Source organism: Bauldia litoralis (assembly GCF_900104485.1).
In the GTDB taxonomy this organism is placed as follows: Bacteria; Pseudomonadota; Alphaproteobacteria; order Rhizobiales; family Kaistiaceae; genus Bauldia; species Bauldia litoralis.
This window is the reverse complement of sequence record NZ_FMXQ01000003.1, coordinates 81,519-97,967: the sequence shown is the minus strand read 5'-3', so window position 1 is coordinate 97,967 and position 16,449 is coordinate 81,519. Positions and strand designations below refer to the sequence as shown.

The window sequence follows — 16,449 nt, the reverse complement described above, 5'->3', positions numbered from 1 at the left end:
GCGACCGGTCCGGCAGTCAGATCTCGAAGATATCGGGACGCCGGGTGGAGAATTCCTTCAGCTCGGCCATCGTCACGTCGAGATGCGCGGCCATCGCGTCAGCGGCGCCGCGCGGATCGCGCGCCGCGAGCGCGAGGTGGATGGCGCGATGCTCCTCGACCGTCCGGTTGATGCGGCCGGGCTTGGGGATCAGCAGGCGCCGGGCGCGCTCGAGCTGGGCCCGCGAGGTCTCGACCACTTCCGCCACCCGGCGCATGGCGAGCACGTCGAACAGGGCGAGGTGGAAGCGAACGTCGAGGCCGTAGAATTCCTCGACGTCGTCGGCCGCCACCGCCGCTTCCTGATAGGCAAGCAGCCGGTCGAGGCGCTGGACGATGACATCCTCCATCCGCTCGGCGATCGCCTGGACGGTGGCGATCTCAAGCGATCGGCGGAGAAAATTCGCCTCGGCGACATCGGCCATGCGGATCCGTGCGACGAAGGTGCCCTTCTGCGGCTCGACATCGACGAGACGCTCCTCGGCGAGCCGGGCGATCGCCTCGGCCAGCGGCTGGCGCGACACACCGAGGCTCCGGCAGATCTCGGCCTTGTCGAGGCGACCGCCGGGGGGGAGCCGCAGCCTGACGATCTCGGTGCGCAGATGCTCGTAGACCGCGGCCGCCTTCGACAGGCCGCGACGCGAGGGGGCAGACAATACCTGTGCCGCGTGGTTCACGATCCATGCTCCGGCTGGGACGGTGGAATATTAACATGCTTCCCTGCCCCGACAATGACGCCCGGCCGTTGACCATGGTGGCGAATTACGGATTGCCGGGGCCGGCCCGCTGGGTAACATTCCCGTGATCGACGCGGCCGGATGCCGGCTGCCCTTCTCACCGCAGACCCATCCGAGAGACCATGAAGCGTTCCAGAATCAACGAAATCATGCGGTCGGCGGACGATTTCGTCCGCTCCTTCGGCTTTACGCTGCCGCCCTTCGCCTACTGGACGCCGGACCAGTTTCGCAAATTCCGCGGCGAGGCATCGGGAATCATCCAGTCGCGGTTGGGGTGGGACATCACGGACTTCGGCGGCAACGACTTCGACGCGTTCGGCCTGTTCCTCTTCACCCTGCGCAATGGCGACGCGGCTGACCTGGCGAAGGGCCGGGGCATGCTCTACGCGGAGAAGCTGCTGATCTGCCGCACCGGGCAGATGACTCCGATGCACCGGCACAACATCAAGGCTGAGGACATCATCAATCGCGGCGGCGGCCGGGCGATCTTCGAGCTCAACATGTCGGATGCGGACGGCAATATCGACAACGATGCCGATGTGGTCGTGCGGACCGACGGCATGGAACGGCGCCTGCCTGCCGGCGGCCGGCTGCGGCTCGGGCCGGGCGAGAGCGTCACGCTGCTGCCGGGCGTCTGGCACCGCTTCTGGGCCGACGACAGCGATGTCCTTCTCGGCGAGGTGTCGACGGTCAACGACGACTTCACCGACAACGTCTTCGCCGGCAACATCGGGCGGTTCTCCGAGATTGAGGAAGACGAGGCGCCGCTCCACCTGCTGGTCTCCGACTACGACCGGCTGCTCGCCGGGTAATCGCGGCGATGACCACCTTTGTTGCCCTGCTGCGCGCCATCAATGTCGGCGGCAACAACCTGGTGAAGATGGCGGCGCTGAAGGCGCTGTGCGAGAAGGCCGGGTTCGGCGATGTGCGGACCCTGCTGCAAAGCGGCAACGTCGTCTTCACGGCATCGGGCAAGCCCGCCGCAATCGCTGGCGGGCTGAAGGCGTCGATCGCGGATGCCTTCGGCTTCTCGGTCGCCGTCTTCGTCCGCACCGCTGGTGAACTGGAGACGGCGGTCGGCGCCAACCCCTTCAGCCGGGAAGCGGCCGACGCACCCGGGCAGGTGGTGGCGATGTTCGTCGACAGGGACCCGGCGGCGGAGGCGCTCGACCGGCTCGCGGCGGATCATGCCGGGCCGGAGCGGATCGCTGCCGGCGACCGGGTGCTCTACATCCACTACCCCGACGGCCTCGGCCGGTCGAAGCTGACCAACGCGCTGGTGGAGAAGCGGCTCGGCGTGACGGGCACCGCGCGCAACTGGAACACCATGACCAGGCTTCTCGCCATGGTCGGGGAGCCTGCGGCCGACTGACTTGGCGGGCCGGCCAAGCCGTGCAACATTTGGAGGTGGCGGGCGGTGGCGCGGCTCTTCAAGGAGTTCGGCGATTGGTCACCCTTGCCCGCAGCATCCTTCTCGCATCCGCAGTCATCGCCGGGTCGGCGATCCAGGCCAACGCCCAGGTCGAGCCCGAACGTTGTCCGCGCTTCATCGCGTCCAACCCGCAACCGATTCCGGCGGCGTTCAACGTCGCCGCTTTGCAGGACGGTGAAGTCCGGCTGACCTTTCTCGGCCATGCCAGCTTCCTCATCGAAAGCCCGCTCGGGGTAACGGCGGTGACCGACTACAGCGATACGACATTCGCGCCGCTGGTGCCGGATATCGTGACAATGAACTACGCGCATATCTCGCACTACGCGCTGGCGCCCGATCCCGGCATCCGTTTCGTCCTGCGCGGCTGGGGCGAGGATGGCCAGCCGGCGGCGCACGAGATCACCGTCGACGACGTCTGGATCCGCAACGTCACGACCAATATCCGGGGCGGATTCGGGACATCCGGTACGCTTCAGCGGGACCAGAACTCGATCTTCGTCTTCGAGGTCTCGGGGCTCTGCATCGCCCATCTCGGCCATCTGCATCACACGCTGACTCCTGACCATCTCAACGCGCTCGGCCGAATCGACGTGGTTCTGGCGCCGGTCGATGGCGGCTACACGCTGAATGTCGACGACATGATCCACGTCCTCCAGCAGATCAACGCGCCGCTGATCATTCCCATGCATTTCTTCGGGGTCTCCACGCTGCAGATGTTCGTGACGCGGCTTGGCGAGCATTTCGAGGTGGAAACCAGTCCGACCCCGGTGGTGACGCTGTCGCGGCCGACCCTGCCGCGCCAGCCGACCGTGCTGGTGCTGCCGGGTTTCTAGCGAGCCGGCGTTTCGTTCAGCGGCGGTTCAGCGGGTGCCGGCGATAACCACGTCGGGTTGGCGCCCGGGACCCGGCGTTGCGACGCCGGGAGAGAGACAGGAACCTGACAATGAAAACCTTCCGAATCGGATTTCTTGCGGCCTTCGTGCTGATTGCCGGCCTCTTCGCCGCCGCGACACCCGGCGGCGCCTCCGCCTTCTTCGCCTGGTCGGTGACCGATGTTCCCCCCGGCGACACGCTCAACATCCGCGCCTGGCCGAGCAGCCAGTCACAGATCCTCGTCGCCTATCCCAACAACACGACGCTCTCGCTGACCGGCAAATGCACCGGCGGCGTCACCCTCGACGCCATCGCCGGGCTGGCGAAGTGGCAACAGCGCCAGGCCGTCCGCTACCAGTGGTGCCAGGTGTGGATCGACCCGAATGGCGGCGGCCAGTACCGGGCCGCCTGGGTCTACGGGAAATACATCAGGCCGGCGTGAGGCGCGGCCGCCAGTCGCATCGCAACGAGAGCCGGGCGCATCGCGACCCGGTTTTCGGCTAATCCCGGCGGGTTCCGTCGCGGTCGCCGATCACCTGGTAATCGATCTCGATGGTGCGATCGTCGGTCTGGCCCTGCGCCGCCTGTTCGCGCATCGCCGCCTCGATCTTGCGCCAACGCCACCAGCCGATCGCGGCAAATACCGCGATCACCGGCAGGAGCAGAATGGCGACGCCGAGGGTCAGGATCACGAAGGCGACGAGCAGCCCAACTCCAAGGGCGGCGGCGAGGATGATGCCGATGCGCCCCTGCCACGTTCGCGGCTGGAACTGGATATTGCGATAGATCATCGTCTCCCTCGGACCTCTCTGTTTGATCCTATTTGGAGGTCCGGGAGGCGGGTCGCAAGGGTGATTGCGCCGAACGGGGGCGAAGCGCCCCGTCAGCAGGCCGTCCTGTAGCGCTCGACCATCACCGAAAGCACTTCGTCGAGCGGTCGCGCCCACCAGTCGTCCGAAAGGACCTCGACCTCGCAGGCACCGTCGAATCCGAGGGCTTCGACCGCTCCGCGCAGCTTGCGGATCTCGATGATGCCATCGCCCATCATGCCGCGCCCCGAAAGGACGCTGGTGGTCGGCACCAGCCAGTCGCAGACGTGGAAGGCCAGCATCCGGTCGGCGCCCATCCGCTCGATCTGCGGCATGACCTCGAAGTCCCACCACACATGATAGACATCGAGCGCGATGCCCAGTCCGCCCGACCGTTCGGGATCGATCGCGTCGCAGAGGTCGAGCGCCTGGCGGAGCGTGCAGAGGCAGGAGCGCTCCGGCGCCATCATCGGATGCAGCGGCTCCAGCGCCAGCGGCATGTCGGCGGCCCTGGCATAGTCCAGCAATTCAGCGATGCCATCGGCGACCTGGGTGCGGGACAAGGCGATATCGGTCGATGGCGCCGAGCCCGGCCGGGAAAGGTGCGGCAGGCCGCCGACCACCATCACCAGGCACGGCGCGCCGAGTGCCGCTGCTTCGTCGACCGCGCGACGATTGTCGTCGCGGACCTCGGCGCGATGCGCCGCGTCGGCCGGAAACAGGCCACCGCGGCAATAGCCCGAGAGGGAGAAGCCACCGTCGCGGACAGCGGCAACGACACGATCGAGGCCCACCGCCGCGACCTGGTCGCGCCACGGCGAGATCACCGAGATGCCATGACGCTGCGCCGCTTCCATGATCGACAGCAGATCGTCCTGGGCGCGGACGGTGCCGGTGTTCAGCGACAGGTAGCGAAGGAATGCGTCGGCGGAGAGGTCGCGCATGGCTTAGTCGATGCCGTGGACGGCGAGGTAGGCCTTCAGCCGCACCGTTGCCTGCTCTGGGTCGACGATCAACCGCGCCGTGTCGGCGAGCCGGGCGACGTTTGTCAGGTGACGGACCGAGCGGGCGCTCTCCTGGCCGCCGATCATCGTGAAGTGGTCTTGGTAGCCGTTCAGCCAGGCAAGGAAGACGACGCCGGTCTTGTAGAAGCGGGTGGGCGCGGCGAAGATCAGCCGGGACAGCGGGACCGTCGGCTCGAGAATCTGCCGAAATCCGGCCTCGTCGCCATCGGCAAGCCGCGCCAGCGCCGCCGAGGCAGCCGGCGCGATCGAATCGAAGATGCCGAGCAACGCATCGGAATAGCCCTGCTCGTCGCCGAGGATCAGTTCGGCGAAATTGAAGTCGTCGCCGGTATACATCCGCACGCCGGCCGGCAGCTTGCGCCGCATGGCGATTTCCCAGTCGGCGTCGAGCAGGGAGATCTTGATGCCATCGACCTTGTCTGGATGGGCTCGGATCGCGTCGAGCGCGGTCGCCATCGCCGTGGCGATATCGTCGGAGCCCCAGTAGCCGGCAAGCGCCGGGTCGAACATGTCGCCGAGCCAGTGAATGATCACCGGTTCGCGGGCCTGGGAGAGCAGGCGATCATAGACCCTGAGATAGTCGTCGGCCGAGGTCGCGACCCGGGCGAGCGCGCGGCTGGCCATCAGAATGATCGGCGCGCCAGCGGCTTCGATGGCCTCGAACTGCTCCTCATAGGCGCGGATAACCTGATCGACCGAAGTCGCCTCGGCGGGGTCGAGGTGATCGGTGCCGGCGCCGGCGGCAAGGTTGCGGTGGCCGTCGGCCCTGGCCGCGGCCGTCGATCGGCGGATCAGGTCCAGCGCATTCGGCCAGTCGAGGCCCATGCCGCGCTGGGCGGTGTCCATGGCCTCGGCGACGTGGATGCCGAGGCCCCACAGATGGCGGCGATAGGCGATCGTGGCGTCCCAGTCGATGGCGGCCGCGAGCCACGGATCGACATCGGCGCGCGGGTCGGCAACGACATGGGCGGCGCCGAAGGCGACGCGGTTGAAGGGCGCCGAGGCGGTCGTCGGGAAGGGACTCGCCGCGCCGAAGCGGAAAGTCTCCAGGCCGTTGCCAGCGTCCGGAATCCTGAGATCGGTCATGGCGGTCACGCCGGCAATGCCGGGAGGTCGATCCACCGGCGCTCGCGCCAGCTGTCGAGCGCGGAATCGACGAGCTGCAGGCCCTTGGCGCCTTCGCGAAGCGTGTAGGACCACGGCTCGTCGGCAACGACGTGGCGGATGAACATCTCCCACTGCGCACGGAAGCCGTTCGGATAGGGAACGGTGTCGGGGACCTCCTGCCAGTCGTCGCGGAAGTCGCGGGTCTGCTTCTCGTCCGGATTCCATACCGGCCGCGGCGTCGCGACCCGGGGCTGGACCTTGCAGGTGGTGAGGCCGGCGACGGCCGAGCCATGCGTTCCATCGACCTGGAAGACGACGAGATCGTCACGATAGACGCGCGTCGTCCAGGACGAGTTGATCGTCGCGATGACGCCGCCCTCGAGCTGGAAGGTGCTGAAGGCGGCATCGTCGGCGGTGGCCTTGTAGGGCTGGCCCATCTCGTCGATCCGCTCCGGGATTTGCGTCGCGCCGAGGCATGAGACGCTCTCGACATTGCCGAACAGGTTATCCAGCACGTAGCGCCAGTGGCAAAGCATGTCGAGAATGATGCCGCCGCCATCCTCGAGGCGGTAGTTCCATGACGGCCGCTGGATCGGCTGGAGGTCGCCCTCGAACACCCAGTAGCCGAACTCGCAATGCACCCTCAGCATGCGGCCGAAGAAGCCGGACTTGCGCAGCATCGCGATCTTGAGGAGTCCCGGCAGGAAGAGCTTGTCCATGACGACGCCATTCTTGACACCGGCCGTCTCGGCGATCTGGGCGATCTTCAGCGCCTCATCGAGCGTCGTGGCGATCGGCTTCTCGCAATAGACATGCTTGCCGGCGGCGATCGCCTGCTCCAGCATCTTTGGCCGCATCTGTGTCGTGCCGGCGTCGAAGAAAATTTCGTCGTCGGGATTTGCCAGCGCGGCGGCGAGGTCGGTGCTCCAGCGCTCGACGCCGTGGGCGGCCGCCAGTTGCTCCAGCTTGTCGGCGTTGCGGCCGACGAGGATCGGGTCGGGCATGATCCGGTCGCCGGAGGGCAGCGTGACACCGCCATCGGCGCGGATGGCGAGGATCGACCGGATGAGGTGCTGGTTCATCCCCATCCTGCCGGTGACACCGTGCATTATGATGCCGAGACGACGGACTGCCATACTCCGATTCCCCCCAAATTGTCGCGGCATTCTTGGGATCGCGCCGCGCTAAGTAACAGGATAGTTACTAGTCATGGCGCTCCGCCAAGTCAATCTCGGGGCGCGCCAAACGGCCGATCAAATAACTGGATAGTTATTTACAGCGGGATGATCCTTACCTAGGATGCCTGCGGCGACCGGGCCTCCCAAACGTCCGGTCAGACCAAAGGGAGGAAATAAATGAAACAGGTTCTCAGCGCTGCTATCGCAGCGTCGATACTGACCTTTCCGGCCGTCGCGGTCGCGGAATGGAAGCCGGATCGTCCGATCAACATCATCGTTCCGTGGTCTGCCGGCGGCTCGACCGACCAGGTGACGCGCGTCCTTGCCCCGATCCTCGAAGAGGCGCTCGGCCAGCCGGTCGTCGTCGTCAACCAGCCCGGCGCGTCCGGCGCAACCGGCACCCAGGCCGCTCTCGACGCAGAGCGCGACGGCTATACCTGGACCGCCAACGCGGTCGCCAATAACGCGACCTACGCCATCACCGGCCTGATCGGCGACACGTCGATCGCCGATTACCGCATCTACCTCCATGTCGCCAACGTCCCGGTGGTCAGCGTCAATGCCGACTCGCCGATCACCGACATGGGCGGCTTCCTCGAGGCGATGAAGTCCGGCGACATCCCGACGGTCGCGACCGCCGGCGTCAACTCCTCCGGCGGCATGGCGCTCGCCGCGCTCAAGGAAGAAGCCGGTGGCGACGGCCGGATGATCGCCTATGACGGCGGCGCACCCGCGGTGATCGCGGCGGCCGGCGGTGAAGCAGGCGCAACGACGCAGCTCGCCTCGGAACAGGCCGAGTTGATCAAGGCCGGCAAGCTGCGTCCGCTCGCGGCGCTCTCCGACAAGCCGCTGGTGATCGAAGGCATCGACCCGATCCCGCCGATCACCAACTGGCTGCCGGACATGAACGTCTCGGCCGACTATTTCGGCATCCTCATCCCGGTCGGCGCACCGGACGAGGTCTACGAGACGGTCGACAAGATCTGGGAAGAGACGGTCTCGACCTCGGACGCGTTCAAGAAATACGCGAGCGAGCGCGGCGCCTTCTTCGATCCGTCCTATGGCGATGCCGCGCTGGAAAAGGCCATGCCGGTGATCATCACCGAGGCCTGCGCCCGCGTTGCGCGTGACGAGGCGGTCGTCGATCCGAGCAAGTACGGCATCACCTGCGAGGCAATGGCCGAGTAAGGTCCCGTAAACGACCGCGGGCGTCCTCACGCCCGCGGTCCACCATGGTTTGCCAATGAACGATCGCAGCATGGGACGTGCCGATCTGGTGACCGGCGCGGTTCTTTTTGCCCTGTCCGTGGCGGTTGTCGCCGGCGCGTGGAACATGGACCGGCTCGAAGCGCGCCGCATCCATCCACTGAGCGCGCCCGGCTTCACCCCCGGCCTCCTCGGCCTGGCGCTCGGCGTGGCCAGCGTGTTGCTCATCGTCCAGGCGGTGCGGCGCGGCGGCGCGACCGGCTGGAGCGGCGCCTTCGACAGGGAAAGCTGGTTTTCGCCGGCAACCCTTCGCCTCTTCGGTGCGCTGGCGTTGTGCCTGATCTACGCGCTCGGCCTCGTCGGCCGCATGCCCTACTGGCTGGCGACATTCCTCTTCGTTACCAGCTTCATCGCGGTCTTCGAATGGAACGAAGGCGGGTCGCGCTGGGTCCGCCTGGCCTGGGCCATCGGTATCGGCCTCGGGATCGGGCTGTTCGTCAGCTACGTGTTCAGCGAGTTGTTCCTTGTCCGTCTTCCATGAGCATTGGCGCCGATGACCGGACTTGACCTCTTCTTCGCGGCCCTGTGGTCGCTGGTGTCCTTCAACACCCTGTTCAACGCGGCCTGGGCGACGCTGCTCGGCATCGCGGTCGGTTCGCTGCCCGGCCTGACGGCGACGATGGGTGTCGCCCTCCTGACGACGCTGACCTACAAGATGCCGGCGGAGCAGGCGATCCTGATCCTGCTGTGCATGTATGTCGGGGCGATCTATGGCGGCAGCCGGAGCGCCATCCTGCTCAACATTCCCGGCACGCCGGCCAACGCTGCGACGGCGCTCGACGGCCATCCGCTGGCGATGTCCGGCCAGGCCGGCTACGCCATGGGCATCGCCACAAGTTCCTCGGCCATCGGCACCCTGATCGGCATCGTTTTCCTCGCCGTCAGCGCGCCGCTCCTGTCCGACCTGGCGCTTGATTTCGGCTCCTTCGAATTCTTCTGGCTGGCGCTGTTCGGAGTGGTGATCTCCGGCCAGCTGACCTCAATGGGCGCGCCGCTCAAGGGCTATATCGCCGGCATCCTCGGCCTGCTCGTTGCGATGGTCGGCATGGAGGGCATCCACGCCCATGTCCGCTTCACCTTCGGCATCCACGACCTTCAGGGCGGCATCGGCCTGATCCCGGCGATGGTCGGCGCCTTCGGCTTCGCCGAGGTGCTGACCGTCATGTTCCGCAAGCGCGCCGAGATGGTGCCAGGTTCCGTCGACCGGGTGCTGCCGCGGTTTGTCGACCTTTGGCGCTACAAGATCACGGCGATACGTTCGGGCGTCATCGGCACCTTTGTCGGCATCATCCCCGGTGTTGGCGAGGATATCGGCGCCTGGGCCTCCTATGCCGCCGCCAAGCGGTCGAGCAAGGAGGCCGACAAGTTCGGCAAGGGCTCGGTGGAGGGCCTGACCGCCGCGGAGACCGGCAACAGTGCGGTCGTGCCTGGCGCCCTGATTCCGGCGCTGACGCTTGGCGTTCCCGGCTCGGCGCCGGCCGCGGTGCTGATCGCCGCGCTGTTCATCCACGGGGTCCGCCCCGGCCCGATGATCATGATCGAGCAGCCGGCCTTCGTTTACCAGATCATCGCCATGCTGGTGGTCGCGACGATCGGCATCACCGTCTTCGGCCTGTTCCTCACCCGGCCGCTGCTTTTCGTCCTGCGCATTCCGCGCGAGCGACTGATGCCGGTGGTCTTCGTCCTGTGCGTCATCGGGCCGTTCGCCATCACCCAGCGATTCTTCGACGTGATCGTCATGCTGGTCTTCGGCATCGTCGGCTTCCTGCTGCGGCGGATGGACTATCCGATGGCGCCGCTCGTCCTTGGCATCATCCTCGGCGATCTCCTCGACAAGAGCCTGCGGCGCGGCCTGACGCTGACCGATGGCGATCCGAGCCCGTTCTTCACCCGGCCGATCAGCCTGATATTCTGCATCCTCGTCGCCGTGACGGTCCTGTTGAGCATTGGCCCGGTGCGACGGGGTATCCACGGCATGGGAAGACGGATTTGGTCGAGCGTCGGCGGAAAAGCCTGAAGCAGGCGACGGACGATACGCCTGCCCGTCGCAAGACGCCGCAGCGGGCGCGCAATCCCGAACTGACCAAGCGCGACATCCTGATCGCGGCGCGGGAGGAATTCTGCGAATACGGGCTCGACGGCGCCCGGGTCGATCGTATCGCGACGCGGGCGGCGGCCAACAAGCGGCTGCTCTACCACTATTTCGGCAACAAGGAAGCGCTCTACGAAGCGGTGCTGCTGGAGGGCTATCGCGAAATCCGCCTCGGCGAACAGAAACTGCATCTCGGCGAACTGGCCCCCGTCGAGGCGATGCGGAAACTGGTCGGCTTCACCTTCGACCATTTCCGCGACAATCCCTGGTTCATTCGTCTGCTGTCGACGGAAAACATCCTGCGGGCCGAATATGTAAAAAAGATCGGCGAAATGCCGGGCCTCCATTCGCCGATCGTCGCCCAGCTCCGCGCCGTGCTGGCGGAGGGCCAGCGCCAGGGGGTCTTCCGCAAGGGCGTCGATCCGGTCCACCTCTACATCTCGGTCGCCGGGCTGATCTATTTCTACTTCTCCAACGTCCACACGCTTTCGGTGGTCTTCAAGGTGCCGCTCGCCTCGAAGAAGGAGATGGCGGCGCGGCGCGCCCATGCCGAGGAGGTGATCCTCGGCTATCTCCGCGCCTGAATCCCGCTCGATACAAACTGATACACGCCAGAGAAAGTCCTGCGACAGCGCCCGCCTACAAGGGACGGCATCGACGCGGCCACGGGGGCCGCGACGTGTCGCAAGGAACAAGATCATGGCGCAATCCGCCCCAACCCGCCCCCGGCCGGCGTCCTATTCGCTGGCCCAGATCGTCCTGCACTGGTCGATCGCCGCTCTGGTCGCCTGGCAGCTGTTCTTCAGCGATCATCCGCCGCGGATACAGCCCGGTTCGGCGCAGCTTTCCGTCTGGGCCCGGACCTGGGAATCGAGCCATGTCTGGCTCGGCCTCGCAGTCCTCGGCCTGGTTGTCATCCGAATCGTCCTGCGGCTGGCAGTCGGCGCGCCGTCACCGGTCGAAACCAACCGGCTCCAGGCGACGGCGGCTCAGGTCGTGCACTTCCTGTTCTACGCCCTGCTCGTCTTCATGCCGGTGACCGGCATTCTCGCGTGGTATTTCGGGCTGCCGACAGGCGACCTCCACGAACTCGGACAACCGGCTTTTATTGCCCTGATCGTCGCCCATGTCGCGGCTGCGCTCTGGCACCAGTTCGTCCAGCGTGACGGGCTGATCCGGCGGATGGTCGTGCCGGCGCAATAGGAACAACGGGAACAACGGGAACAGTCTGTTCTCTTAATGTTCTTGTCGGCGCGCCTGAGTTGCGCTACTCTTCGGGTGAACGGAGGGCGGGCGACAGATGGTTTCCCACGTCACGACGGTCGCGTTTCAGGGGATCGAGGCGGTTCCCGTCGACGTCCAGGTGCAGATCGCGCCGGGCGGGCCGTATTTCGCCATCGTCGGGCTGCCGGACAAGGCGGTTGCCGAGAGCCGCGACCGGATCTGGGCGGCACTCCATGCCACCGGACTGGCGCTGCCGCCGAAGCGCATCACCATCAACCTCGCGCCGGCCGACCTGCCCAAGGAGGGCAGCCACTACGACCTTCCGATCACGCTGGCGCTGATGGCCGCGATCGGGGCGTTGCCCGGCGACCAGCTCGTCGATTTCGTCGCGCTCGGCGAATTGTCGCTCGATGGCACCGTCTCGGCGGTGGCCGGCGTACTGCCGGCGGCGATCGCCGCCAACGCGATGGGGCGCGGCCTGATCTGCCCGTCGCCCTGCGGCTCGGAAGCGGCCTGGGCGAGCCGCGACATGGCGATCCTCGCGCCGCGCAGCCTGATCGCCATCGCCAACCACTTTCGTGGGACGCAGGTTCTGTCCCGCCCGGAGGCGGCGATGGCCGCGCCACCGGATGCGTTGCCCGACCTCGCCGACATCAAGGGGCAGGAATCGGCCAAGCGGGCGCTGGAGGTGGTGGCGGCCGGCGGTCATCACATGCTGATGGTCGGACCGCCCGGCGCCGGCAAGTCGATGCTGTCGAGCCGGTTGCCGTCTATCCTGCCGCCGCTGTCGCCGGCGGAACTGCTTGAAGTGTCGATGATCGCCTCGATCGCCGGCACGCTGGAAAACGGCAAGCTGACCGCGCGCCGGCCGTTCCGCGCCCCGCACCACTCCGCCTCGATGGCGGCGATGGTCGGTGGCGGCATCCGGCCGAAGCCTGGCGAAGCTTCGCTGGCCCATCACGGCGTGCTCTTTCTCGACGAGATGCCGGAATTCACGCCGCAGGTGCTCGATTCACTCCGCCAGCCGCTGGAGAGCGGCGAGACGATGATCGCCCGGGCCAACTACCGCATCACCTATCCGTCCCGCTTCCAGTTGGTCGGCGCGATGAATCCCTGCCGCTGCGGCATGGCCGGCGAGCCGGGCCATACCTGCCGGCGCGGCCCGCGTTGCGTCGCCGACTATCAGGCGCGGCTGTCCGGCCCGCTGCTCGACCGGATCGACATCCGCATCGAGGTGCCGGCCGTGACCGCCACCGACCTGATCCTGCCGGCGCCGGCCGAGCCCTCCGCCGCCGTGGCCGCGCGAGTCGAAGCGGCCCGCGCCATCCAGCGCGAACGCTTCGCCGGGCTCGGGCTTGATGCGGTCTGCAACGGCCAATGTTCGCCGGCGGTGATCGAAAAGATCGTTGCCCTCGACGCGCCGGCAATGACCCTCCTCAAGAACGCGGCGGAAGCGATGCAACTGTCGGCGCGCGGCTATCACCGGGTGCTCAAGGTCGCCCGCACCATCGCCGACCTCGACGCATGCGACTCGGTCGGCCGCATCCACCTTGCCGAAGCGCTGAGCTACCGGGCAATCGGCGACATCCTCGCCGCCGCCGCCTGAGTCCGGCCCCGTTCCCCTGTCGATGAACATGTCATAGGCACGGTAAGAACCGCGCCCAACGGATTGGCATGTGCCGCCGTCGCGTGCGTGCGCTCCGGCAGCCATCTGGAAAACGCCCTGTTGAATCAACGGCTATCACACTGGCACGCCCTTTGCGTACCAAATTGCATGCAATGTGATGGGGCAGCCAGATGACCGACGCACTGATCGAGGGAAACCACCTCACGAAGGTGTACGGCACGGCGACAGGCCCGCTCGTTGCGCTGGCCGACGTCTCCTTTGCCATCGAGGAGGGCGAGTTCATCTCGCTGGTCGGTCCGAGCGGATGCGGAAAATCCACCCTGCTGAGCATCCTCGGCGGACTCGAGGAGCGTTCCGAAGGCGACGTCGCGCTGGATGGCGAGGACCTTGACCGGCCGCGCACCGACATCGGCATGATGTTCCAGACGTCGGTCCTGTTTCCGTGGCGCACCGTCCGCCAGAATGTCCGGCTGCCAGGGATCGTGCTTGGGCTCGACGCCAAGGAGCAGGCGCAGAAATGCGAAGAGCTGCTCGATCTCGTCGGCCTGAACGGATTCGGCGACCGTTATCCGAGCGAATTGTCCGGTGGCATGCGCCAGCGCGTGGCGCTTGCCCGCCTGCTCGCCCACGGACCGCGGGTGCTGCTGATGGACGAGCCGTTCGGCGCCCTCGACGAATTCACGCGGGAGACGATGAATCTCGAGTTGCTGAGGATCTGGGAGAAGACCGGCAAGACGGTGGTCTTCGTCACCCACAATATCGGTGAGTCGGTGTTCCTGTCCGATCGCGTCTTCGTCATGACGCCACGCCCGGGACGTCTGGCCGGCACAATCGACGTCGATCTGCCACGGCCGCGATCCGCCCAGATGATGCGTGACCCCCGCTACTCGGAACTGGTTTTCGAGATTCGCGGGATGCTGGGCATCGACCATTGAACGGCCGGGGCGCGACCCGGGGCGGAAGGAGCAATCGATGACGATTGATGCAAGCGTCGTTCATCCGGCGATCGAAACAGTCCAGCACCAGACGTCGATCGAGAAGCACCTGGCGCAGGAAAAATCGCGCGCGCTCCGCAAGCGTATCACAAACCGCCTGCTGGCGGCCGGGTTCGGTGTCTTCGTCCTCCCGGTCTGGTATGCCGCCACCGCATTCGAGTGGGTCCATGCACTGATCATCCCCTCGCCGGTGGATACCTTCTTCGCCGCCGGGCGGGTGATGAGTGCCGACTATTTCCTCGCCAATGCCTGGGTGACGATTTCGGAAATCCTGTGGGGTTTCGGGCTTGGGCTGGCCAGCGGCGTCGTCTTCGGCGTGGCGGTGGCGATGTTCGATTCCGTCCGCGCCACGATCTATCCCTACCTCGTCGCCCTTCAGGCGCCGCCCAAGATCGTGCTCGCGCCGATCTTCATCACCTGGTTCGGCTTCGACGAGCCGTCCAAGATCGCGATCGCGGTGGTGATGAGCTTCTTCCCGATGTTCCTCAACACGCTGACCGGGCTGTCCTCGGTCGATCCGAACGCGGTGAAGCTCATGCGCTCGCTGACCTGCGGCCGCTGGCAAACCTTCCGCTATCTCCTGCTGCCCAACGCGCTGCCGATCATGATGACCGGGGTCAAGCTCTGCTGGACGCTGGCGGTGCTCGGCGTGATCGTCGGTGAATTCGTCGGCGCCTCCGCCGGCATCGGCTACCTGATCTACGCGATGAATTTCCAGCTCGATATCGCCGGGGTTTTCGCACTGATCATCCTGCTCTCGCTGTTCACCGTGATCGTCTACCAGCTCATCGAATGGGCCGAAGCGAAGATCATCTTCTGGAAGCAGGTCTGACGTGCGCAACGGCCGTTCATCAAATGCCGGCCGAGAAAGAAAATGCCCGGGGGACGCTCCGGCTCGACATTGAGCGCGAGCCGAGAAGGAACACACGGAACACCCAAACAAAATGGAGCCCAATGTGATGTTCATAGAAACCCGCCACAGGAAACCATCGCTCGGGGCCGCTCTCGGAGCGGTCATGCTGGCCTGCATCGCAGCGCCGGTTCTTGCCGAAGACCTCGTGAAATTCGACGGCGTGACTGCCCAGGGCGGACCGACCGCCCAGGTCTTCCCGATCTTCATCGCGCAGGAGAAGGGCTTCTATGCCGAGGAAGGCCTCGACGTGACCCTGAACTATTCCAAGGGGTCGTCGGACGCGGCCCGCCAGCTTGCGTCGGGCAATGTCGAATGGGGGGTCTTCTCGTCGGCGGCGGCGATGCAGGCAACCCAGCGCGGCTTCCCGCTGAAGGCGATCATGCAGGTCTACTATCCCGACACGTTCGATATCGTCGTGCCGGCCGACAGCGAGATCATGTCGATGGCCGAGATGAAGGGGAAGACGATCGGCGTTTCCGATCTCGCCGGGGGCGAGGTGCCGATGACCCGGGCCTCGATCATTTCCTCCGGCCTGAAGGAAGGCGCGGACGTCAGGCTGGTGATCGCCGGCGAGGGAGATCCGACGACGGTGCGCTCCCTGAACGAAGATCGCATCCAGGCCTATTCGGGCGCGAAGCGCGACATCCTGCTGATCCCCGCTCAGGGCATTCCGATCCGGTCGATCACCCCCGAGGCGGTCGCGGCCTTCCCCGGCGACGCCCTGTCGGTCACGGCGGAGACCTTTGCCGAGAAGCCGGAACTCCTGGTCAAGTTCGTTCGCGCCACGCTCAAGGGCTGGGCATGGGGCATGGCCAATCCGGACGAGACCTTCGCGCTGCTCAAGACCAAGTATGCCGCCGCCTCGCTTGGCGACAATCCCGTCGCGAAGGAGTTCTGGGAACTCGTTCAGACCTACTATACCGCGCCGGACAGCGTGACCCAGCACGGGACCTTCCTCCCGGAGGCATGGGACGTCTACATGACATTCCTCCAGGAGGGTGAAGGCGAACAGAAAGCCCTCGCCGGCCCGGTCGATCTCTCCGAATTGTTGACCGACGAGGTGGTGATCGAGGCGTGGGAGGGGCTCGACATGGAAGCGGTGAAGGGCCTCTAGCCCAACGCGAAATCGGGGG

The 16,449-nt window shown here is 66.1% G+C and carries 18 protein-coding genes; 13 read left to right on the top strand and 5 right to left on the bottom strand.

Translation table 11 applies throughout. The features are described from left to right. Positions 1-16: 16 nt before the first annotated feature. Complete coding sequence (locus BLT60_RS07775) at positions 17-715, bottom strand: GntR family transcriptional regulator (protein ID WP_090875861.1); 699 nt, start codon at positions 713-715, stop codon at positions 17-19. A 182-nt stretch (positions 716-897) separates the two neighbouring features. On the opposite strand from BLT60_RS07775, the gene BLT60_RS07770 reads away from it, so the two are divergent. From BLT60_RS07770 to BLT60_RS07755, 4 genes are all read left to right on the top strand, one after another. Further along, positions 898-1,587: a D-lyxose/D-mannose family sugar isomerase gene (locus BLT60_RS07770; protein WP_090875860.1), complete on the top strand. Its 690-nt coding sequence runs from the start codon at positions 898-900 to the stop codon at positions 1,585-1,587. An 8-nt stretch (positions 1,588-1,595) separates the two neighbouring features. Then, positions 1,596-2,147 carry a DUF1697 domain-containing protein gene (locus BLT60_RS07765; protein WP_090875859.1) on the top strand — a complete coding sequence of 184 codons (552 nt, stop codon included), beginning with the start codon at positions 1,596-1,598 and terminating at the stop codon, positions 2,145-2,147. 74 nt (positions 2,148-2,221) lie between these two features. Next, positions 2,222-3,040: an MBL fold metallo-hydrolase gene (locus tag BLT60_RS07760; protein WP_244521185.1), complete on the top strand. Its 819-nt coding sequence runs from the start codon at positions 2,222-2,224 to the stop codon at positions 3,038-3,040. Positions 3,041-3,150: 110 nt separating this feature from the next. After that, entirely contained in the window at positions 3,151-3,522 is a 372-nt protein-coding gene (locus BLT60_RS07755; RefSeq protein ID WP_090875857.1) for an SH3 domain-containing protein, read from the top strand. A 58-nt stretch (positions 3,523-3,580) separates the two neighbouring features. Here BLT60_RS07755 and BLT60_RS07750 read toward each other — a convergent pair whose 3' ends face one another. From BLT60_RS07750 to BLT60_RS07735, 4 genes are all read right to left on the bottom strand, one after another. After that, a complete protein-coding gene (locus BLT60_RS07750; RefSeq protein WP_090875856.1) occupies positions 3,581-3,871 on the bottom strand; it encodes a hypothetical protein in 291 nt (96 codons plus the stop codon). Positions 3,872-3,963: 92 nt separating this feature from the next. After that, the gene (locus BLT60_RS07745; protein ID WP_090875855.1) at positions 3,964-4,833 is read right to left on the bottom strand and encodes a sugar phosphate isomerase/epimerase family protein; all 870 of its coding nucleotides are present in this window, start codon (positions 4,831-4,833) and stop codon (positions 3,964-3,966) included. 3 nt (positions 4,834-4,836) lie between these two features. Then, a complete protein-coding gene (locus tag BLT60_RS07740; RefSeq protein WP_090876317.1) occupies positions 4,837-6,000 on the bottom strand; it encodes a dihydrodipicolinate synthase family protein in 1,164 nt (387 codons plus the stop codon). Positions 6,001-6,005: 5 nt separating this feature from the next. Then, positions 6,006-7,157: a Gfo/Idh/MocA family protein gene (locus BLT60_RS07735; RefSeq protein WP_090875854.1), complete on the bottom strand. Its 1,152-nt coding sequence runs from the start codon at positions 7,155-7,157 to the stop codon at positions 6,006-6,008. 219 nt (positions 7,158-7,376) lie between these two features. On the opposite strand from BLT60_RS07735, the gene BLT60_RS07730 reads away from it, so the two are divergent. From BLT60_RS07730 to BLT60_RS07690, 9 genes are all read left to right on the top strand, one after another. Then, entirely contained in the window at positions 7,377-8,387 is a 1,011-nt protein-coding gene (locus BLT60_RS07730; RefSeq protein ID WP_090875853.1) for a Bug family tripartite tricarboxylate transporter substrate binding protein, read from the top strand. 55 nt (positions 8,388-8,442) lie between these two features. After that, complete coding sequence (locus BLT60_RS07725) at positions 8,443-8,946, top strand: tripartite tricarboxylate transporter TctB family protein (protein WP_090875852.1); 504 nt, start codon at positions 8,443-8,445, stop codon at positions 8,944-8,946. Between the two features lie 12 nt (positions 8,947-8,958). Beyond that, positions 8,959-10,482, top strand: coding sequence for a tripartite tricarboxylate transporter permease (locus BLT60_RS07720; RefSeq protein WP_090875851.1), 1,524 nt, complete (start codon positions 8,959-8,961; stop codon positions 10,480-10,482). Continuing rightward, the gene (locus BLT60_RS07715) at positions 10,455-11,141 is read left to right on the top strand and encodes a TetR/AcrR family transcriptional regulator (RefSeq protein ID WP_244521184.1); all 687 of its coding nucleotides are present in this window, start codon (positions 10,455-10,457) and stop codon (positions 11,139-11,141) included. The genes BLT60_RS07720 and BLT60_RS07715 overlap by 28 nt, the downstream gene beginning before the upstream one ends. Positions 11,142-11,256: 115 nt before the next feature. Next, positions 11,257-11,760: a cytochrome b gene (locus BLT60_RS07710; RefSeq protein ID WP_090875850.1), complete on the top strand. Its 504-nt coding sequence runs from the start codon at positions 11,257-11,259 to the stop codon at positions 11,758-11,760. A 97-nt stretch (positions 11,761-11,857) separates the two neighbouring features. Continuing rightward, positions 11,858-13,387 (top strand): YifB family Mg chelatase-like AAA ATPase, encoded by a 1,530-nt coding sequence (locus BLT60_RS07705; protein ID WP_090875849.1) that lies wholly within the window; start codon positions 11,858-11,860, stop codon positions 13,385-13,387. Positions 13,388-13,578: 191 nt separating this feature from the next. Further along, positions 13,579-14,343 carry an ABC transporter ATP-binding protein gene (locus BLT60_RS07700; RefSeq protein WP_090875848.1) on the top strand — a complete coding sequence of 255 codons (765 nt, stop codon included), beginning with the start codon at positions 13,579-13,581 and terminating at the stop codon, positions 14,341-14,343. A 37-nt stretch (positions 14,344-14,380) separates the two neighbouring features. Continuing rightward, on the top strand, positions 14,381-15,235 hold the full coding sequence (locus tag BLT60_RS07695) for an ABC transporter permease (protein ID WP_090875847.1): 855 nt from the start codon (positions 14,381-14,383) through the stop codon (positions 15,233-15,235). Between the two features lie 184 nt (positions 15,236-15,419). After that, on the top strand, positions 15,420-16,430 hold the full coding sequence (locus BLT60_RS07690) for an ABC transporter substrate-binding protein (protein ID WP_175478339.1): 1,011 nt from the start codon (positions 15,420-15,422) through the stop codon (positions 16,428-16,430). The last annotated feature ends 19 nt before the right edge of the window (positions 16,431-16,449 follow it).